The organism is Ruegeria sp. CJ3 (assembly GCF_056536725.1).
Window position 1 is genome coordinate 237152 of sequence record NZ_JBQFQE010000007.1, and the last position, 19128, is coordinate 256279.

General features: G+C 59.5%; 19 protein-coding genes. 15 read left to right on the forward strand and 4 right to left on the reverse strand.

The features are described from left to right. Positions 1 to 142: 142 nt before the first annotated feature. The 13 genes from ACR0J1_RS14435 (at position 143) to ACR0J1_RS14495 (ending at position 12651) form a co-directional block, all read left to right on the forward strand. Positions 143 to 1465, forward strand: a complete 1323-nt coding sequence (locus ACR0J1_RS14435; protein ID WP_480733339.1) for an extracellular solute-binding protein — start codon at positions 143 to 145, stop codon at positions 1463 to 1465. 70 nt (positions 1466 to 1535) lie between these two features. After that, positions 1536 to 2429 carry a carbohydrate ABC transporter permease gene (locus ACR0J1_RS14440; protein ID WP_480560770.1) on the forward strand — a complete coding sequence of 298 codons (894 nt, stop codon included), beginning with the start codon at positions 1536 to 1538 and terminating at the stop codon, positions 2427 to 2429. A 4-nt stretch (positions 2430 to 2433) separates the two neighbouring features. After that, entirely contained in the window at positions 2434 to 3297 is an 864-nt protein-coding gene (locus ACR0J1_RS14445; protein ID WP_170448909.1) for a carbohydrate ABC transporter permease, read from the forward strand. Between the two features lie 3 nt (positions 3298 to 3300). Further along, on the forward strand, positions 3301 to 4395 hold the full coding sequence (locus ACR0J1_RS14450; RefSeq protein ID WP_480733338.1) for an ABC transporter ATP-binding protein: 1095 nt from the start codon (positions 3301 to 3303) through the stop codon (positions 4393 to 4395). Positions 4396 to 4401: 6 nt separating this feature from the next. Further along, entirely contained in the window at positions 4402 to 5511 is a 1110-nt protein-coding gene (locus tag ACR0J1_RS14455; RefSeq protein ID WP_480733337.1) for a mandelate racemase/muconate lactonizing enzyme family protein, read from the forward strand. Further along, the gene (locus tag ACR0J1_RS14460) at positions 5511 to 5840 is read left to right on the forward strand and encodes an L-rhamnose mutarotase (RefSeq protein WP_480534359.1); all 330 of its coding nucleotides are present in this window, start codon (positions 5511 to 5513) and stop codon (positions 5838 to 5840) included. The genes ACR0J1_RS14455 and ACR0J1_RS14460 overlap by 1 nt, the downstream gene beginning before the upstream one ends. A gap of 7 nt (positions 5841 to 5847) precedes the next feature. After that, positions 5848 to 6597: an SDR family oxidoreductase gene (locus tag ACR0J1_RS14465; protein ID WP_480733336.1), complete on the forward strand. Its 750-nt coding sequence runs from the start codon at positions 5848 to 5850 to the stop codon at positions 6595 to 6597. A 15-nt stretch (positions 6598 to 6612) separates the two neighbouring features. Next, positions 6613 to 7458, forward strand: coding sequence for a fumarylacetoacetate hydrolase family protein (locus tag ACR0J1_RS14470; RefSeq protein WP_480733335.1), 846 nt, complete (start codon positions 6613 to 6615; stop codon positions 7456 to 7458). Beyond that, positions 7455 to 8744, forward strand: a complete 1290-nt coding sequence (locus ACR0J1_RS14475; protein ID WP_480733334.1) for an L-fuconate dehydratase — start codon at positions 7455 to 7457, stop codon at positions 8742 to 8744. The genes ACR0J1_RS14470 and ACR0J1_RS14475 overlap by 4 nt, the downstream gene beginning before the upstream one ends. A gap of 71 nt (positions 8745 to 8815) precedes the next feature. Next, positions 8816 to 9790: a sialic acid TRAP transporter substrate-binding protein SiaP gene (locus ACR0J1_RS14480; RefSeq protein WP_480733333.1), complete on the forward strand. Its 975-nt coding sequence runs from the start codon at positions 8816 to 8818 to the stop codon at positions 9788 to 9790. A 60-nt stretch (positions 9791 to 9850) separates the two neighbouring features. Continuing rightward, entirely contained in the window at positions 9851 to 10387 is a 537-nt protein-coding gene (locus ACR0J1_RS14485) for a TRAP transporter small permease (protein WP_480733332.1), read from the forward strand. Continuing rightward, positions 10378 to 11658 carry a TRAP transporter large permease gene (locus ACR0J1_RS14490; protein ID WP_480733331.1) on the forward strand — a complete coding sequence of 427 codons (1281 nt, stop codon included), beginning with the start codon at positions 10378 to 10380 and terminating at the stop codon, positions 11656 to 11658. The genes ACR0J1_RS14485 and ACR0J1_RS14490 overlap by 10 nt, the downstream gene beginning before the upstream one ends. 27 nt (positions 11659 to 11685) lie before the next feature. Next, positions 11686 to 12651 carry an aldo/keto reductase gene (locus ACR0J1_RS14495; RefSeq protein ID WP_480733330.1) on the forward strand — a complete coding sequence of 322 codons (966 nt, stop codon included), beginning with the start codon at positions 11686 to 11688 and terminating at the stop codon, positions 12649 to 12651. Between the two features lie 134 nt (positions 12652 to 12785). Here ACR0J1_RS14495 and ACR0J1_RS14500 read toward each other — a convergent pair whose 3' ends face one another. The 4 genes from ACR0J1_RS14500 to ACR0J1_RS14515 form a co-directional block, all read right to left on the reverse strand. Further along, a complete protein-coding gene (locus ACR0J1_RS14500; RefSeq protein ID WP_480733329.1) occupies positions 12786 to 13676 on the reverse strand; it encodes a carbohydrate ABC transporter permease in 891 nt (296 codons plus the stop codon). 7 nt (positions 13677 to 13683) lie between these two features. After that, positions 13684 to 14595, reverse strand: coding sequence for a carbohydrate ABC transporter permease (locus tag ACR0J1_RS14505; RefSeq protein ID WP_480733328.1), 912 nt, complete (start codon positions 14593 to 14595; stop codon positions 13684 to 13686). Positions 14596 to 14657: 62 nt separating this feature from the next. Further along, positions 14658 to 15935: an ABC transporter substrate-binding protein gene (locus tag ACR0J1_RS14510; protein ID WP_480733327.1), complete on the reverse strand. Its 1278-nt coding sequence runs from the start codon at positions 15933 to 15935 to the stop codon at positions 14658 to 14660. A 29-nt stretch (positions 15936 to 15964) separates the two neighbouring features. Beyond that, entirely contained in the window at positions 15965 to 17074 is a 1110-nt protein-coding gene (locus ACR0J1_RS14515) for an ABC transporter ATP-binding protein (RefSeq protein ID WP_480733326.1), read from the reverse strand. Positions 17075 to 17277: 203 nt separating this feature from the next. Here ACR0J1_RS14515 and ACR0J1_RS14520 point away from each other — a divergent pair, with 203 nt between their 5' ends. Both ACR0J1_RS14520 and ACR0J1_RS14525 read left to right on the forward strand, forming a co-directional pair. Beyond that, positions 17278 to 17931, forward strand: a complete 654-nt coding sequence (locus tag ACR0J1_RS14520) for a GntR family transcriptional regulator (RefSeq protein WP_480733325.1) — start codon at positions 17278 to 17280, stop codon at positions 17929 to 17931. Positions 17932 to 17940: 9 nt separating this feature from the next. Then, positions 17941 to 19101, forward strand: a complete 1161-nt coding sequence (locus ACR0J1_RS14525; protein ID WP_480733324.1) for a mandelate racemase/muconate lactonizing enzyme family protein — start codon at positions 17941 to 17943, stop codon at positions 19099 to 19101. Positions 19102 to 19128: the final 27 nt, after the last annotated feature.

Consider the following 19128-nt stretch of genomic DNA (forward strand, 5'->3'; position numbering starts at 1 on the left):
TCCTCCCAAACCCTTCTTCCGGCAAGGGTGAAGCAAATTAACCTCAAAAGTCAACGTTGATTTATGAATGAATAAGTGATTTATATACAAATACAAATGGCGAGGGAGGATCGCCGGATATGAACTCAGGGAGACCCATATCATGAAATCAACAAGCGTAATCAGCAGCTTGCTTGCCACCGTGGCGATTGTCGCCGCAGGTGCCGCGCACGCCGAATCAGATTGGGGCTCGTTCCCCGATGTGGTGGTCGAAGCCAAACTGATCGGCGGGCAACAGTACGAAGGCCTCTATGGTCGCATCGCCGAATGGGAAGCCGCAACAGGCGCCAAGGTCGATATCATCTCGAAGAAAAGCCACTTTGAGATCGACAAGGAAATCAAGTCGGACATGGCTGCTGGCACGACGTCCTGGTGCGTGGGTTCGAACCACTCATCCTTTGCGCCGCAGTATGAGGGTCTCTATGCCGACCTGAACGGGCTGGTGGCAGAAGACACGATTGCCGAGTTCGTACCGGGCAACATTGGTGCTTCGACCGTGAATGGCGAGCTTCTGATGCTGCCGCGCGCGCAGTTTGATGTCTCGGTTCTGTATTACCTCAAGTCGAACTACGAGGACGCCGACAAGGCTGCAAAGTTCAAGGCGGAATACGGTTATGATCTGGCCGTTCCCGAAACATGGGAGCAGGTGAAGGATCAGGCGATCTTCTTCGCAGATCCGCCGAACTTCTATGGCACACAATATGCAGGCAAGGACGAAGCCATCGTTGGCCGGTTCTACGAGATGGTCGTCGCAGAAGGTGGCAACTATCTGGACGAAAACAAGAAACCCATCTTCAACTCGGATGCTGGCCAGCGCGCATTGCAGTGGTTTGTTGACCTCTATGAGGCACAGGCGGTTCCTGCAGGCACCACGTCTTACGTCTGGGACGACCTGGGTCAGGGCTTTGCAAGCGGCACGGTTGCGCTGAACCTGGATTGGCCGGGCTGGGCCGGGTTCTTCAACGACCCTGAATCGTCCAAGGCTGCGGGCAATGTCGGCGTGGCGATCCAGCCAATGGGCTCGGTCACGCGGACCGGCTGGTCGGGGCACCATGGTTTCTCGGTCACCAACGATTGCGCCAACAAGGATGCGGCCGTCTCGCTGGTCAAATTCCTGACCAGCGAAGACAGCCAGCTGGCTGAATCCGCCGGTGGTTCGCTGCCCACCCGCAGCGCCGTCTGGGAAGCCAACGTGGCCGCAGCACAAGCCGGTGACGACCCGTTCCGCGCCGAAGCTCTGGCCGCCTTTGCTGCCGGTGCCGAGTACGCCTTCGCAGTTCCGCCGATCCCGGAATGGGGTGAGACCACCAATATCGTCTTCCCCGAACTGCAAGCTGCTATCGTCGGTGACAAATCCGTCGAGGACGCGCTGAACGACGCCGCCGAGGCGGTGGACGAGCTGATGCGCGAGTCCGGCTACTACTAAGGGCTCCTCCGGCCCAAGCGGGGGTGGCTGACACCCCCGCACCCTTCTACTCAATCCAAGGAAAGACGTTATGCGCCGCCGCTTACCGGAGTGGTTTGTCCTTCTGTTGCCTGCTTTCATCATCATGGCAGCCGTTGTTCTGATCCCACTCCTCTTCTCGCTGTATTCCAGCTTTACCCCCTATAAGCTGACGCGCCCGTCGTCGCTGTGGCGCTGGATTGGCACGGCGAACTACGAAAAAATCCTTGGGGATTGGAAATTCTGGTCCGCCTTTGGCCGTACCGTCCTGTTCCTGACCATCGCGCTGAACCTGGAACTGCTGCTGGGTCTGGGCATCGCACTAATGATGAACAAGGTCACATGGGGTCAGCGCACCCTGCGCACGATCCTGATGTTCCCGATGATGTTCTCGCCTATTCTGGTGGGCTTTCAGTTCAAGTTCATCTTCAACGACAACATCGGTCTGGTGAACAACGTGCTGCAATCGCTGGGCATTACCAATGCGGCGCTGCCGTGGCTGGTGGATGGCAAGCTGGCCATGTTCTCGATCATTTTCGCCGAGGTCTGGATGAGCACATCGGTCTTCGCGATCCTGATCCTTGCCGGTCTGTTCGCCATGCCGCGTGATCCGCTTGAGGCCGCCAAGGTCGATGGCTGCACCGCATGGCAGACCTTCCGCCACATCACGCTGCCCTTCCTGATGCCGTTCATCTATATCGCCATGACCATCCGTTCGCTCGACGTAGCGCGGGCCTATGACATCGTGCAGATCATGACCGGAGGCGGCCCTGCCCGCCGGACCGAGCTGCTGTGGACGCTGATGAGCCGCACGGGCTATGTCGACGCCCGTATGGGGCTGGCCAATGCGATGGGCTATGTCTCGATCCTGCTGTCGATCGCCTTCACCATCTATTTCTTCCGCAAACTCAGCGCCGCGCGCGCCGAGCTGGGCATGGGGGGCTAAGCGCATGGACCGCAATCAATCCTACCGCAACCAGCGCCGCCTGATGAAGGTACTGCACCTGACCGGCCTGTTTCTGGTGATGTCGATCATCTGCATTCCCGGCCTATGGATCGTGCTGAACTCGTTCCGCCCGACGGTCGAGATCATGGCCAAACCGCCGGTCTGGACCCCGACCTTCACGCTGGACCACTACCGCGCCATGTTCGGTGGCGCAGGCGAGGGCGGTGTGCCGGTGTTCCAGTATTTCCGCAACTCGCTGATCGTCTCGGTCACATCGACTGCGATTGCCATCCTGATCGGGATGGGTGGCGGTTACGCCTTTGCGCGCTATCGGTTCAAGTTCAAGAACGGCTATTTCGTTGGCCTGATGTTGTTCCGCGCCGTGCCCGGTGTGGCCCTGTCGCTGCCGCTGTTCATCGTCTTTGCCAAGGCCGGGCTGATCGATACGCATTTCGGCCTGATCCTTGTCTATGTGGCGATGAACGTGCCTTTTACCATCTGGCTGACCGATGGTTTCTTCCGCCAGATCCCCAAGGAACTGCACGAGGCTGCCGAGATCGATGGCTGCACACGCTGGCAAGCCTTCTGGCGGGTCGAGTTTCCGGTGGCGCGCTCGGGCGTGGCCTCGGCGGCGATCTTCGCCTTCCTCACCTCGTGGAACGAATTCGCGCTGGCCTCGCAGCTGACCCGCTCGGTTGGGTCCAAGACGATGCCTGTGGGCTTGCTGGATTTCACCGCTGAATTCACCATCAACTGGGGCGGCATGTGCGCATTGGCCGTGCTGATGATCCTGCCCGCCCTGATCCTGACCTTTATCGTGCAGAAGCACCTGATCGCCGGCCTGACCTTTGGCGGCGTGAAAGGATAAAAAATGACCGAAGTTACACTCAACAACGTCGTCAAACGCTATGGCAAGCATCAGGCTGTGCATGGCATCAATCTGGACATCCAGGATGGAGAGTTCCTGGTGCTGGTCGGCCCCTCGGGCTGCGGCAAGTCCACGACGCTGCGCATGATCGCGGGGCTGGAGGACATTTCCGACGGAGAGATTTCCATCGGCAGCCGCGTGGTCAACGACCTGCCTCCGCGTGAACGCAACATCTCGATGGTGTTCCAGAACTACGCGCTGTACCCGCATATGACAGTACGCGAAAATCTGGGCTTCACGTTGCAGATTGCAAAGCGCCCCGAGGCCGAGATTACCAAGGCCGTGACCGAAGCCGCCGCGATCCTTGGGCTGGACGAGCTGATGGACCGCAAACCGGCGGAACTGTCTGGTGGTCAGCGCCAGCGCGTCGCCATGGGCCGCGCCATCGTGCGGCACCCGGATGTGTTCCTGTTTGACGAGCCTCTGTCGAACCTTGATGCCAAGCTGCGCACGCAGATGCGGGTCGAGATCAAGAAACTGCACCAGCGCGTTGGCAATACCATCGTCTACGTTACCCACGATCAGGTCGAGGCGATGACGCTGGCGGACCGTATCGTGCTGATGCGCGATGGTCATATTGTTCAGGTCGGTACCCCGCTCGAGCTGTTCAATACGCCGGTCAATACCTTTGCCGCGACCTTTATCGGTTCGCCTCCGATGAACCTTGTGGATGGCGTCGTCACCGATGCGGGAACCATCGTTCTGAAGGATGCGATCACAGTGCCCGTCCCGGCTTCGGCACGCGATCATGTGCGGGCAGGACAGGCGGTACAGTTCGGATTCCGCGCCGACAACCTGATGCCTGTCGGCCATGCGGTCGAGGAACGCGGCGAACTGGTCGATCTGGAGCTGCCGGTTGCACTGGAGGAACCTCTGGGCACCGAAACCCTGCTGTTCGCCGAACTGGCAGGCGTCGAGGTACAGGCCAAGATGTTTAACCCGCGCCCGGTTCATCCGGGTGAAACACTGCCGTTCCACCTTGTTCTCGACAAGTGCCACGTCTTCGACGCGGGCACTGGCGAGGCGCTGAGAGGGTAAGCAACCGTGGCCACCATCACCCATATCGAACTGCGCATGATCGACCTTATTCCCAAGGTCAAACGGGTCGATGCGATTCAGTCCTTTGTCAGCCAGGAAACGCCCATCGTGACCGTGACCGACAGCGACGGGGCGCAGGGTGTGGGCTATTGCTATACCATCGGCACCGGTGGTCCTTCGGTGATGGCGCTGCTGGAAAAGACCCTCGCGCCTGCTCTGATCGGGCGCGATGCGGACCGGATCGAAGGCATCTGGCGCGATCTGCTGTTTCTGACTCATGCGACGGCGGTGGGGGCGATCACATCGCTGGCTTTGGCGGCGATTGATACTGCGCTTTGGGATTTGCGTTGCCGCAAACAAGGGCTGCCGCTGTGGAAAGCCGCAGGTGGGACGCGGGACCGCATCCCGCTCTATTCGACCGAGGGCGGCTGGCTGCATCTGGAAACACAGGCCTTGGTCGATGACGCGCTGGCCATGCAGGCGCAGGGGTTCCGAGGCTCGAAGATCAAGATCGGGCGCGACCATCTGAGCGAGGATGCCGCCCGTCTGGCCGCTGTGCGCGAAGCGGTCGGGCCGGGTTATGAAATCCTGACCGATGGTAATCAGGGCTTTACCCTGTCCGAGGCGATCCGCCGGGCGCAGGTCTTGGAAGACTATAATATCGGCTGGTTCGAGGAGCCTCTGCCCGCCGATGACGTCGCAGGTCATGCTGAGCTGTCGCGCCGGACCTCGGTGCCGATTGCCGTCGGTGAAAGCATGTATTCGCTGAGCCAGTTCAAGGACTATCTGCAAGCGGGCGCGGCCAGCATTGTGCAGGTTGACGTGGCGCGGATCGGGGGCATTACCCCGTGGCTGAAAGTGGCGCATCTGGCCGAGGCGTATAACGTCATGGTCTGCCCGCATTTCCTGATGGAACTGCACCTGCCGTTGGTCTGTGCCGTGCCAAACGCAAAATGGCTGGAATACATCCCGCAGCTTGACAGTGTGACCACGGACGCGATGCGCATCGAGGATGGGTTTGCCATTCCGTCAGATGTGCCCGGGCTTGGCATCGCGTGGGACTGGCAGGCTATTGCCGCGCAGTCCACGCCGATTGAGATCACGGAGGGCACATAATGCAACGTATGGGCATGGTAATCGGGGTGAAGCCCGAAAAGCTGGACGAATACAAACGCCTGCACGCTGCCGTCTGGCCGGATGTGCTGGCGCAGATCGCCCAAAGCAACATCCGCAACTATACGATCTTTTTGCGTGAACCCGAGAACCTGTTGTTCGGGTACTGGGAATATCACGGCACCGATTTCGAAGGGGACATGGCCCGCATGGCGCAGGACCCCAGAACGCAGGAATGGTGGAGTTTCACCGATCCTTGCCAAAACCCGCTGCCCAGCCGCGCCGAAGGCGAGAAATGGGCACCCATGATTGAAGTATTCCACACGGATTGAGGACGACATGACTAAAGCACAGGGCCGTCTGGCCGGAAAGAAAGCGCTGATTACCGCCGCAGGGCAAGGTATTGGCCGCGCCAGCGTCGAGAAATACGTGGCCGAAGGCGCGCAGGTGATTGCCTGCGATATCAACGATGCGGCGCTTGCGGAACTGGCTGCAATCGACGGCGTGACAGCCTTGAAACTGGACGTCACGAATGCCGACGCTGTGGCCGAGGTCGTCGCATCCGCCGGAGCACTGGACGTGCTGTTCAACTGCGCCGGTTTCGTCGGGGCCGGGTCCATTCTGGAATGCGACGACGATCAGTGGGATTTCAGCTTTGATCTGAACGTCAAGGCGATGTACCGGCTGGCCAAGCTGGTGTTGCCCGGCATGTTGGAAAATGGCGGTGGCTCGATCATCAATATGTCCTCGGTCGCTTCGTCGATGAAAGGCGTGCCGAACCGGTTCTCGTATTGTGCCTCAAAGGCGGCCGTGATCGGCCTGACCAAATCCATCGCCGCCGACTTCATCACGCAGGGCATCCGTTGCAACGCGATCTGCCCCGGCACCGTCGACAGCCCCAGCCTGCACGACCGCCTGCGCGCCACCGGCGACTATGAACAGGCGATGAAAGACTTCATCGCGCGCCAACCCATGGGCCGCATCGGTCACGCAGATGAGATTGCCGCACTGGCCGTCTATCTGGCCAGCGATGAAACTGCATTCACCACCGGACAGACCTTCGCCATCGATGGCGGCTGGACCGTTTGATCAGGGAGATTTGAGATGAAACTGCTGCGTTACGGTCCGGTTGGACAAGAAAAACCCGGCCTGATGGATGAAAACGGCGCGATCCGCGATCTGTCTGGCAAAGTCAGCGACATCGCGGGCGACGCGCTGTCGGATGCCGGGCTTGATGCCCTGCGCGCTTTGGATGTGAATGCGCTGCCGGTGGTCGACGGCGCGCCGCGTATCGGCGCATGCGTCGGGCAAGTGGGCAAGTTCATTTGCATCGGCCTGAACTATGCCGACCACGCCGCTGAATCCGGCATGGCGCTGCCCGAAGAACCGGTGATCTTCTTCAAGGCAACCTCGGCCATCGTCGGCCCCGATGACACGGTTGAAATCCCCCGCAACTCGGTCAAGACCGACTGGGAGGTCGAGTTGGGCGTCGTCATCGGCAAGCACACCAAATACGTGTCCGTCGAGGACGCGCTTGACCATGTCGCGGGCTACTGTGTGATCAATGACCTCAGCGAACGCGACTTTCAGCTGCACCGCTCGGGCCAGTGGGTCAAGGGCAAGTCCGCCGACACGTTCGGCCCCATCGGCCCCTGGCTGGTGACGCGCGATGAGGTGCCGGACCCTCAGAACTTGCCCATGTATCTTGAGGTCAATGGCCACCGCTATCAGGACGGCTCGACCAAGACGATGCATTTTGACGTGGCGACCGTGATCTCGCACCTGTCGCAGTTCATGTCGCTGCAGCCCGGCGATGTGATCTCGACCGGGACGCCTCCCGGCGTGGGCATGGGGCAAAACCCGCAAACCTATCTGAAGCCCGGCGACACCATGGAACTGGGGATCGAAGGGCTGGGCGTCCAGCGTCAAACCGTGGAGGCAAGCAAATGACCCGCATCACCGGTATTCGCACCGAAGACCTGCGCTTTCCGACCTCGGACAGTCTGGACGGGTCGGACGCAATGAACCCCGATCCTGATTACTCGGCGGCCTATGTGGTTCTTGAGACTGACGGTGCGCATGAGGGCCATGGCCTGACCTTCACCATCGGTCGTGGCAACGAGATCTGCGTGGCAGCGATCGAGGCGCTTGGCGCGCTGGTCACTGGACTGGAACTGAACTGGATCACCGAAGATATGGGCCGGTTCTGGCGCCATATCACCGGCGACAGCCAGCTGCGCTGGATTGGCCCTGACAAGGGCGCGATCCATCTGGCCACCGGCGCGGTCGTGAACGCCGCGTGGGATCTGTGGGCCAAAGAGGCGGGCAAGCCCGTCTGGCAACTGGTCGGTGAGATGAGCCCCGAAGAGATCGTGCGCCTGATCGATTTCCGTTACCTGACCGACGCGATCACGCCGGATGAAGCGCTGGCGCTGCTGCGCGCCGCCGAGCCCGGCAAGCAGGACCGTGTCGCAAAGCTGAAGGCCGAGGGCTATCCCTGCTACACCACTTCGGCGGGCTGGCTGGGCTATTCCGACGACAAGCTGCGCCGCCTGTGCCGCGAGGCCAAGGAGGCGGGCTTTACCCACACCAAATTCAAAGTGGGCCGCGATCTGGATGACGACATCCGCCGCCTGACCATTGCGCGTGAAGTGCTGGGCGAAGACATGAACATCATGATCGACGCCAATCAGGTGTGGGAGGTTGATCAGGCCGTGGATTGGGTCAAGGCCCTGTCCTTTGCGCGGCCCTTCTTCATCGAAGAACCCACCAGCCCCGACGACGTGTTCGGCCACAAGGCGATCCGCGACGGTGTCGCTCCGGTCAAGGTGGCCACCGGCGAGATGTGCCAGAACCGGATCATCTTCAAGCAGTTCATCAAGGAAGGCGCGATCGACATCGTTCAGATCGACAGCTGCCGGATGGGCGGTTTGAACGAAGTGCTGGCGGTCATGCTGATGGCGGCGAAATACGATCTACCCGTCTGGCCCCATGCGGGGGGCGTGGGCCTGTGCGAATACGTCCAGCATATGTCGATGATCGACTACATCGCCATCTCGGGCGAGAAGGACAGCAAACGCATCGAGTTTGTCGATCACCTGCACGAGCATTTCCTTGACCCCTGCATCGTCAAGAACGGAGCCTACATGGCTCCCGAAAAACCGGGTTTCTCGATCGAGATGAAGCCCGACAGCATCAGAGATTTCCGGTTCCTGCCTCAACTGGCAGCGGAATAAACCCCCGCCGTCTGACCCTAAAAGCAACAATAGTCGGGCGGCGTCTCACCCAACCTTGGAGGAAAGACAAAATGTTGAACTTTGGTAAAACGGCCTTTGGGGCCGCCTGTATTGTTGCGCTTGGCGCAACGGCTGGTCTGGCACAGGAAACCCTGCGCTTCGGCCATGTGTATGAGGCCTCGACCCCCTATCACGCTGCTGCTGTGAAGGCCGCTGAGCTGCTCGAGGAAAAGACCGACGGTCGCTACAAGATGGAGGTGTTCCCGGCCTCGCAGCTGGGCAAAGAGGCCGCGCTGAACGAGGCGCTGTCGCTGGGCACGGTCGATGCGATCTATACCGGCGTTGCGTTCCTGGGTCAGTCCTATGGCCCGATCAGCATCTCGGATTATCCGTTCACCATGCGGTCGTATGACCACTGGAAAGCCTACGTGAACTCGGACCTGTTCGATGAGATGGCCAATGAATACAAGAACATCTCGGGCAACACGATTGCGACGATGACCTATTATGGCGCGCGTCACGTGACCTCGAATAAGCCGATCCTTGAACCCGGTGACATGGAAGGTCTGAAGATCCGCACGCCGAACGCGCCTGCCTATCAGATGTTCCCCGAAGCAACCGGCGCAAACCCGACACCGATGGCCTTTGCCGAAGTCTATCTGGCCCTGCAGCAAGGTGTTGTAGACGCGCAGGAAAACCCGCTGCCGACGATCCAGTTCAAGAAGTTCTACGAAGTGCAGTCAGACATCAACCTGACCGGCCACATCACCAACTCGCTGGCCGTCGTGGTCTCGCCCGTAACGCTGGCCAAGATGGGCGACGATGGACAGGCTTTGATTGATGCGCTGGCCGAAGCCGCATCGGCCACGTCGGACGAAATCGTGCAGTCCGAGGCCGAACTGGCCGATTGGTTCCGCGCGCAGGGCGTGAACGTGAACGAAGTGGATCGTGCGCCCTTCATGGCAGCGGTTGCACCTTTGCTGAGCGGTGACACCGTTCCGTGGGATGCTGAGACCTTCGAACGTCTGCAAGCGATCCAGGAATAAGACTCCCTGCCGGACCCGGCATCGTTCCGTGTCCGGCCTTTATGCACGAGGTATGTCCCGATGTCCGACGCCCCGCCCGAAATAGACTTTGACGCCCTAGCCGCCGAAGATGACGCGCATTTTCGGAACTATCGCATCACCGTGGCCGATTATGGCCTGCTGGCGCTGTTCGGTTTGCTGTTCGGCGTGGTCTTCCTGCAGTTCTTCACCCGCTATGTGCTGAACGATTCCATCGCCTGGACCGAAGAAGCGGCGCGGTATCTGCTGATCCTTCTGGGTTTTGCCGGTGCGATCCGGTGTCAGGCTGTCGGCAGCCATATCGTGTTGGAATTCGTCGATAAATACTATGGTCGCCTGCTCAGCTGGGTGCATGTCTTTGCACTGGCTGCGACCTTCGTTCTGTTCGCCGTCATCATCTGGTCGGCGTGGGAGCTGATCCAGCGCACTTCGTTCCAGCAAATGGTCTCGTTGCCGTTCCCGAAATACTACCTGCACACCGCGGTCATGATACTGGCGGTCGGAAATCTGGGGGTTGTCACCTATCAGATCGTCGCGCGGGTGAAGCAGTTGAAGGAAGGCGTCGACAAATGGGCCTGATCATCCTTTTCATATCCCTTTTCGGCCTGATGCTGATGCGCGTGCCGATCGCGTTTTCGCTGGCACTGTCGTCTTTCGCCTACATCCTCTATTCCGGGCTGCCGCCGGTGCTGTTGATGCACAACATGGTCAACGGCATGGACAGCTTCCCGCTGCTCGCCATCCCTTTCTTCATTCTGGCCGGGGCGCTGATGAATTCCGCCGGGATCACCGCGCGTATCTTCGGCTTTGCCCGCGCCATTGTCGGATGGATGCATGGTGGTCTGGGTCATGTGAATGTCGGCGCCAGCATCATCTTTGCCGGTATGTCGGGTGCGGCCGTCGCGGACGCGGGTGGCCTTGGTGCCATCGAGATCAAGGCCATGCGCGAAGCAGGCTATGACGACGACTTCAGCGTCGGCGTCACGGCGGCCTCGTCGACCATCGGGCCTATCATCCCGCCCTCGCTGCCGTTGGTGATCTTTGGGGTCATGGCCTCGGTCTCGATTGGCAAACTGTTCGTCGCAGGTATCGTACCGGGCCTTCTGATGGCGCTGTCGCTGTCGATCATGATCTGGTGGATGTCGCGCACGCGGAACTATCCGCGCGACGTGAACTTCAGCCCTTCGGTCATCGCCACGCGGTTCAAAGCCGCATTCCTGCCGCTGATGACCCCGGTCATCATCGTGGGCGGCATCGTCTCGGGGGCCTTCACCCCGACCGAAGCTGCCATCGGGGCCGCAGCCTATGCGCTGATCCTTGGCACTTTGGTTTATCGCACGCTGACGGTTCGGAAACTGGCCGTGATTTCGTTGGAAACCATCGAGACAACGGCGGCGATCATGATGATCGTGGGTGCCGCGTCGGTCTTTGCATGGATCCTGACCGCCAATCAGGTTGCGGCGCATTTCGCCGAATTCGTGCTGTCCTTCACCGACAGTAAGGCCGTCGTCCTGCTGCTGATCATGGCCGTGGTCCTGATCGTCGGCCTGTTCATGGAGACCATCGCCGCGATCTCGATCCTTGTTCCGGTTTTGATGCCGGTTGCCGCACAATTTGGCATCGACCCGGTGCATCTGGGGATCATCGTCATTCTGAACCTGATGCTGGGATTGTTGACGCCACCGGTCGGCATGGTGCTGTTTGTCCTGTCACGCGTGTCAAAGGTACCATTCGAGCAATGTGTGCGCGCAACCCTGCCGTTTCTGGTCCCTTTGCTGGGTGTTTTGCTGTTACTAACCTTCGTGCCATCGTTGGTCTTGTGGCTGCCGAATCTGCTTTATGGATCGTAAAATCTGCTCAGTTTCTTGGAGACAAAGATGAAAACCAACCAAATCGGCAATACTGACCTGAAAGTGACCGAACTGTCCTTTGGTTGCGCCAGTATCGGCAACCTCTACCGTGAGGCCTCGGACGCGGATGTGCAAGATGTCCTAAATACCGCGTGGGACGCCGGAATTCGGTATTTCGACACGGCTCCGCACTACGGACGCGGCCTGTCGGAACAGCGTTTGGGTCAGTTCCTGTCGGGCAAACCCCGGTCGGACTATGTGATCTCGACCAAGGTTGGCCGGGTGCTGTCGCCCGGCCAAGCGATGGCCAAGGCGGACGGGTTCGTAAACCCGCTGCCCAATGACGTGCGCTATGACTACTCTGGCGACGGGATTGAGGCCTCGCTGGAAAGCAGTCTGGAGCGGCTGCAGACCACCATGGCGGACATCGTGTTCGTGCATGACATCGGCACTTATACCCACGGTGCCGACAACGCGGCCCAGATGGAGGCGTTTCTGGGCAGCGGCTATGACCGGCTGGTGAAGCTGAAGGAACAGGGCCGCATCCGCGCGTTCGGGCTGGGGGTGAACGAAAACGAAATTTGCCTTGATGTCATGAACCACGGCCCGATTGACGTGATCCTGCTTGCAGGCCGCCTGACCTTGCTGGACCGTTCAGCCGAAGAGGCCCTGACCGCACAATGCCACGCGCAAGGCACCAGCCTCGTCCTCGGAGGCGTGCTGAACTCGGGCATCCTTGCTACCGGCCCGGTGGAAGGCGCGACTTATGATTATCAGCCAGCCTCGCCTGAAATTCTGGACCGTGTCCGGGTGCTGCAGGACAAGGCCGAAGGGCTTGGCCTGCCATTGGCCACGGCTGCCTTGCACTTTGCGAAATCGCATCGGCTGACGTCATCTGTCCTGATCGGTACGTCAAAGGCGACAAGCCTGACGCGCAACATCGATGCAATGGCGCAGACAACCCCGGATGAGTTCCACACGGTCTTCCGGTAGCGGCTGTTCTGAGAGTCCGGGGCGACAAGCCGGATCAAGTTGCGAGACGACACGGTCGGGACCTCGATGGGTCCCGATCTTGAAGAACTGTTCGGGCCGCGGCAGCAGATGTGAGACGGTCACCGCAGTTGCGATTATCCCTTTTCAGCCCCTGCATTCAGGCCCGAGCGCACGTATTTCTGCGACACGAGGAAGACCAAGATGATCGGCAGCACCACCAGAATTGCGGCCTGAATGGCCTCGGGCTGACCAACGGGCAGGTTGTTGGCCGCCTCTTGCGGGTTCAATGCGCCGGATGAGTTGATCAGCGTCGTCAGCCCCACCGGCAGGTTTTGCTTGCTGTCATCCGAGATTAGCACAAAGGCCAGGAAATAGTTGTTCCAGTTGTTGACGAAGCTGAAAAACGCAACCAGCGCCAGTAGCGGTTTTGCCAAAGGCAGCGCCATGTGGATGAAGCACTGAAAATGCCCGCAACCGTCGATCCGGGCGCTTTCCACCACGCTTTTGGGCAGCGACGTGGTGTAGTAAATGTAAGATAGGTAAACGCCGAACGGAAAGAAGGACGAGGCCAGGATCAGCCCGAGATAGGTGTTGGTCAGGCCCAGCAGCGTCATCTCGAGGAAAATCGGCAAGATGATGGCCTGCGACGGTGTGATCATGGCCACGAGCGTCATGATCAGGATCAGTTTCCGGCCCCGAAACTCGGACATCGCCAAGGCATATCCGGCGGGAATGCATGAGACCAGTGTCAGCGTCACGCTGCCCACCGTGTAAATGACCGAGTTCATGGCCCAGGTCAGGATCTGAAAGTTGTTATAACCCGCAAGGTTCAGAAAGGTCTCTTTCATTGCGGCAAAACTGCCCAAGGCCAGCGGCGGGTCGGAGATCAGAGAGCTTTCGCTGCGTGTCCCCGCAATGAACAGCCACAGCAGCGGCAGGCCGTAGACCACGACGAAAAAGGCCAGGATCGACCAGATCACAAAGGAACTGAGGCGCAGTTTATTTTTGGGAAGAAGCGTATCCATGGCGGGCCTAGTCGATCTTGTAGAAGCGGGTGGCAAAGATCAGCGTGAACGCGATGATCAGAGGCAGGATCAGAGACAGCGTGCTGATCGCGGCGGCGACGCCGAAATCCCCAAATCGGAAGGCGTAGAAGTAAGCCAGCTGTGTGACCGACCAGTCGGGTTTGTCGAACTGGCCGCCCGCAAGAGACATCAGCTGAGGCTCGACAAAGATTTGCATCCCCACCGCCAGCGTCATGATCGCCATCAGCGTGATGGTCTTCGAAATCATCGGTATTTTGATCCGAACGGCCATTTGCCATGGATTTGCACCATCAATCCGTGCGGCTTCGAGAATATCGCGGGACAGGCCCGACAGCGCGCCGCCCAGAACCACGATCCAGCCGCCCGAGTTGCCCAGAAACCCCATCAGCGCAAAGATCCAGACCTCTCCCAACCCGCTGATAGTGCTTTGCCTGTTGTCCCAGCCCACGGCTTCGAACACGAAACTGAACGGCGACACCTGAGGGTCCAGCAGGAAAAGCCACAGCACGACAACGGCGGATGAGGCGATGGCGCAGGGCATGAAGTAAACCGAACGCACGATCGCGGCGGGGCGCTCGGACAGGGTGTCCAGCAGCAGCGCCAGCAGCGTCACGCCAATCACCATCATCGACACCCAGATCACCACATATTGCAGCACGTTCCAGATCGCTGGCACCAGACGGTAGTCATTGAGGGCTTCGCGATAATTGGTGAGACCCCAGAATACGTTCTCAAAAGTGTCAAAGAAGCTGAGCCCGAACGCGTAGAGAACGGGAAAGACCGCGAACATGACCATCAGCGCCAGATACGGCAGCAGCAGCGCATATGACACCCATGTCTGTCTGCGTGCCGCCCGGCGCTTGCGGGTCTCTCGTTCGGTTTCCGTGAGTGATGGCATGGTCTCTCAGCCCCTTGAACCGGGCGCGCCGCGTGTGGGTCGCGGCGCACCCGTTAACCGTTTCAGTCTGTCACGACCTTGTAACCGGCCAGTTGCGCTGCATTTGCAAACTCTTCCTGCAGCTGCGGCAGCAGAGATTCAAAGCTTGCACCGCTTGCCAGATCGTTCACGACCGCCTTGGTAAAGCTGGCGCGCGAGTCGAGCCGCAAAGACGCATAACCGGGATGACCGAACGCAGCCGCATCAACCATGGTTCCGAACGAGCCGTCGGTGCCGTAGTAGCCGGACCCGTCAAACTCCGCACCCCATTCGACCGAGGCGGGCTGATAAGCGGGCATGGTCACAGCGGTGCGGTTTACGTCTGCATCGGTGGTCACGAACTTGAGCAGATCGACAACGGCTTCGGGATGCTCGGTGTCTTTCCAGCCACCCCAGACGCCGCCGCCCCAGCTCCAGATCAGGGGCTCATCCTGTGCGGCCCATTTCGGCGTCATGGCAACGCCGGTCACGCCATCGGCAAATTCATAGCGGCGCTTGATGATGAATTCTCCAAACCATGTGGGGCCGGGGATCATCAGCAGCTTGTTGGCTTTCGCCAGTTCCAGAAACTCCGGATCGAAGGGCGCAACGCGGGCCAGCGCGCCAGATTCGAGCATCCGATCCACCAGCTGCGCAGCCTCGACACACTGGGGCGCGGTTGCGTTGATCTTGAGGGTCTCCGGATCATCCGGCAGCGGCACTGCCAGTTCGCACCCGTTCGAGTACAGGAAATTCATCAGCGGGATATGCATCGCAACCGCCCCGGACACGATGCCCGAGTCATTGGCCGCCGCTGCCGCTCCCACAGCCTCATATTCCTCCCACGTGGTCGGGACGCTGAGGCCCAGTTCGTCCATCAAGGGCTTGTTGTACCACAGCATGAAATGCGCCACGTCGTTGCGCAGGCAGATCAGCGACCCGTTGGCTTTTTCACAAGGGGCCAGTGAGGTGGGGTAAAATCCGTCTACGGTTTCCTGATCCACCTTGTCCGAAAGCTCCATCAGGTAGTTTGCGCGCCGGGTCGAAAGCTGCGCCGCAAAGTTGACGTCCTGCATGAAGATCGCATCGGGAACGCCCTCGCCTGATCGCAGGGCCAGTTGCAGCTTGGCAACCATTTCGTTGCGCGCGATCGAGACGAACTCGACCTCAATGTCGTCGCGGGCTTCATCGAAGGCCTGATAAAACGGCTCGCGGACCGGGTCACCCCAGACCAGCAGCTTGACTTTGTCCTGCGCAAAAGCACCCGTGGCGCAGATCGCGGCGGCGCATCCGAACGCCAGTGTTTTCAATGTTTTATTCATCCCAATTCCTCCCTCTTGGGCGCGTCAGTTTATGGCTTGGCCGGTGAACAACGGTTTCCCTGCGGATTGAAGACATCAATCCGGTCGGCGGAAACCGTCAGAGTTACGGCGGTGTCGGTCTGGATTTTACGTTTCTGAAATGTCTGGACCGTCAAGTTCTGGCCCAGACCCGCATTGACATAGGCATAGGTGATGTTGCCCAGCCGATCGGCAATTTCGACGGTTCCCTGAAGGCTGAGCACATTGTCCTGCTGAGTATCGGCCTCGGTGATGTGAAATTCTTCGGGGCGAATTCCAAGGTCGATCTGGTCACCTTCCTGCAGACCGGATGCGGTCAGGGTAATCTGGGTGTCAGGTTGCCCCTCAATCCGGGCAACAACAGCGTCACCTTCGACGGACAGAACCGTTGCCGCAAGAAAGTTTATCTTGGGCGAGCCGATGAACCCGGCCACGAACTTGTTTGTCGGTGCGTTATATAGATCGTCGGGCGAGCCGACCTGTTGAACCTGCCCGTAATCCAGCGCGACGATGCGGTCGGCCAGCGTCATCGCTTCGGTCTGATCATGGGTCACATAGATCATCGTGGCCCCGATCTCACGGTGCAGGGTCTCGATCTCAAGGCGCATCTGCGTGCGAAGGGCCGCATCCAGGTTGGATAGCGGTTCATCGAACAGGAACACTTTGGGCTTGCGCACAATGGCGCGACCAATGGCGACGCGCTGGCGTTGTCCCCCGGAAAGCTGGGCCGGCGACCGGTCGAGCAGCTCATCCAGATGCAGGATGCGTGCGGCCTCCATCACACGTTCATGCACCTCAGACTTGGGCATCTTGGCGAGGCGCAGGTTGAAGGCGATGTTGCCGTAAACGTCCATGTGCGGATACAGGGCATAGTTCTGGAACACCATAGCGATGCCGCGATCAGACGGCTCGTCATAGGTGACGTCATTCCCCTCGATCTCGATGACCCCATCTGTCACCGATTCCAGCCCCGCGATCATGCGCAGCAGCGTGGACTTTCCGCTGCCGGATGGGCCGACAAACACGACAAACTCACCTGCGTCGATGTCAAGATCAACACCATCGAACAACTCGACGCTGCCGTAGGATTTCTTGATGTTCGACAACGAAACCTGAGCCATGTTTCAGGTCGCCTCCTGGTCTTGATACTGGTCTACCCCGCCCGGCATTGCGGTGAGGCGGCTTGGCAGGAGCCTAGACGGGAAAATTCTTTACGGCAAGTTTAAATATATTTAAAATAGCAATTGCGAGATTGACGAAGCGTTTTAAGTCGGCAATCATTAGTCAATTCTGATGCCAGATCAGCCAGGAGCTCTGCGGGGCAATGAAGATAACGCAAAAATCCCAGGACTTGGAAAAGTTCGTTCAGGCCATCCTGTCCGGGAAAATCAAGGTCGGCGAAGTCGTGCGCCAAGCTGAACTGTGCGAGATTCTTGGAACGTCGATGTCGCCGCTGCGCGAACTTCTGGTGCTGTTGGAAGAGTTGGATCTGGTCGAAGTCAAGCCGCGCGCCGGCTTCAAGATCATCTATCCCGATCTCGATTTCATGCGTGAAAACATGCAGTTCCGTGTGATGATTGAAAATCACGCGCTGGCCTTCTTCATCGATATCGTCACGGATGACTGGATCGAGGATCAGATCACGCGCCACCACGCAGCCCTTCAAGGTCTGGAAACCGCCGAGGACCTGACGGCCCACAACGCGTTCATTCTGAACTTCGACCGTGACTTTCACCGCACCATCGTGGCGTCGATGGAGAACAAGGCAATCACCAAGGCGCATGAATATACGCAGACCAAACTGCGTATCGCCCGGCAGGTCCACCGCCGGGTGCCGCCGCGCAAGATAAATATCACCGCGATGCAGGATCATCTGACCATCCTTGATGCGTTGAAAACGCGTGATCTGGCGCGTGTGCAAAAAGCGCTGGATGCGCATTTCACAACTTCGGCCCGCAACACTCTGGTCGGCTACTAGGACAGCGACATGACCCCCTCTGATCCAGACCCTATCAAGATCGACCGCGTGCAGGCCTTCGCGGTGTCGGCCCGCCCCCCGGTCGGCCCCGAATCCTCGCTTGGCACCATGCCGGTTCGCAACGGCCTGTTGATCGCGCTGACCACGACGGATGGCGTCGTCGGCTGGGGTGAAATCTGGTGCAATTTCCCGCCCCGAGGAAATCTGGCACGGCAAAACCTTATGCAGGATGTGATCGCACCGCTTCTGGTCGGGGCGCAATTCGATCATTACTCGGACTGTCGTGCGACTCTGGAACAGAGCCTTGCGCGGATGATCATTCACACCGGCGAATACGGGCCGTTTGCCCATTGCCTGTCCGGAATCGACACCGCAATGGCAGATATCGCGGCGCGGCGGCGTGGTGTGCCCTTATCCGCGTTTCTGTCCGCAGTCCCACCCGCATCCGTGCCCGTCTACGCCAGCACGCCGAACCTGTCGGATATGAACCGCTCGCTAGAACAGATCATCAGCGACGGGCACCGGGGCGTGAAGCTCAAGATCGGCCACGGGCTGGTCAGGGATCGCGAAATCCTGCGCGATGTCCGCTCGGTTGTCGGGGACCGGCTCAACATCATGGTCGACGCCAACCAGAACTGGTCGGTGTCCGATGCGATTGAAACCGTGACGGCCTTGTCTGATGCAGGGCTGGGTTTTGTCGAAGAACCCCTTCGAGCCGATGCGCCGCTCAGCGATTGGGCCCAACTGGCGCGGGCGGTAGACGTGCCGATTGCGGGCGGCGAGAACATCACGTCACTGACGCAGTTTCAGGACTTCATGGATGTCGGCAGGCTGGGTGTCGCTCAGCCGGATGTCGCCAAATGGGGAGGCGTCAGCGGCAGCTTCGCTGTTGGCCAGCACGCGGCAAAGGCAGCGGCCACCTGCACCATGCACTATATGGGCACCGGACTTGGGCTGGCCGCCTCGCTTCACGTCCTCGCCGCAGTCGGCGGTGAGGGATTGGTGGAGCTGGATGCAAATCCCAACCCCTTGAGAACCGAATTGGGAGAGATCGACCTAACCGTGTCCGAGGGCCGGGTCACCGTCCCACAGGGCCCCGGCATCGGGTTTGTTCCAGACACAGACGCAATCAAATCTATGTCCGTTGGCAGCTTTGATCTGTCGCTTTGATTGGCGGCCCTTCTTGGTCGATACCCC

Coding starts and splice junctions, on each gene's coding strand:
- ACR0J1_RS14435 (WP_480733339.1), top strand. CDS start 143: ATGAAATCAACAAGCGTAATCAGCAGCTTGCTTGCCACCGTGGCGATT.
- ACR0J1_RS14440 (WP_480560770.1), top strand. CDS start 1,536: ATGCGCCGCCGCTTACCGGAGTGGTTTGTCCTTCTGTTGCCTGCTTTC.
- ACR0J1_RS14445 (WP_170448909.1), top strand. CDS start 2,434: ATGGACCGCAATCAATCCTACCGCAACCAGCGCCGCCTGATGAAGGTA.
- ACR0J1_RS14450 (WP_480733338.1), top strand. CDS start 3,301: ATGACCGAAGTTACACTCAACAACGTCGTCAAACGCTATGGCAAGCAT.
- ACR0J1_RS14460 (WP_480534359.1), top strand. CDS start 5,511: ATGCAACGTATGGGCATGGTAATCGGGGTGAAGCCCGAAAAGCTGGAC.
- ACR0J1_RS14465 (WP_480733336.1), top strand. CDS start 5,848: ATGACTAAAGCACAGGGCCGTCTGGCCGGAAAGAAAGCGCTGATTACC.
- ACR0J1_RS14470 (WP_480733335.1), top strand. CDS start 6,613: ATGAAACTGCTGCGTTACGGTCCGGTTGGACAAGAAAAACCCGGCCTG.
- ACR0J1_RS14475 (WP_480733334.1), top strand. CDS start 7,455: ATGACCCGCATCACCGGTATTCGCACCGAAGACCTGCGCTTTCCGACC.
- ACR0J1_RS14480 (WP_480733333.1), top strand. CDS start 8,816: ATGTTGAACTTTGGTAAAACGGCCTTTGGGGCCGCCTGTATTGTTGCG.
- ACR0J1_RS14485 (WP_480733332.1), top strand. CDS start 9,851: ATGTCCGACGCCCCGCCCGAAATAGACTTTGACGCCCTAGCCGCCGAA.
- ACR0J1_RS14490 (WP_480733331.1), top strand. CDS start 10,378: ATGGGCCTGATCATCCTTTTCATATCCCTTTTCGGCCTGATGCTGATG.
- ACR0J1_RS14495 (WP_480733330.1), top strand. CDS start 11,686: ATGAAAACCAACCAAATCGGCAATACTGACCTGAAAGTGACCGAACTG.
- ACR0J1_RS14500 (WP_480733329.1), bottom strand. CDS start 13,676: ATGGATACGCTTCTTCCCAAAAATAAACTGCGCCTCAGTTCCTTTGTG.
- ACR0J1_RS14505 (WP_480733328.1), bottom strand. CDS start 14,595: ATGCCATCACTCACGGAAACCGAACGAGAGACCCGCAAGCGCCGGGCG.
- ACR0J1_RS14510 (WP_480733327.1), bottom strand. CDS start 15,935: ATGAATAAAACATTGAAAACACTGGCGTTCGGATGCGCCGCCGCGATC.
- ACR0J1_RS14515 (WP_480733326.1), bottom strand. CDS start 17,074: ATGGCTCAGGTTTCGTTGTCGAACATCAAGAAATCCTACGGCAGCGTC.
- ACR0J1_RS14520 (WP_480733325.1), top strand. CDS start 17,278: ATGAAGATAACGCAAAAATCCCAGGACTTGGAAAAGTTCGTTCAGGCC.
- ACR0J1_RS14525 (WP_480733324.1), top strand. CDS start 17,941: ATGACCCCCTCTGATCCAGACCCTATCAAGATCGACCGCGTGCAGGCC.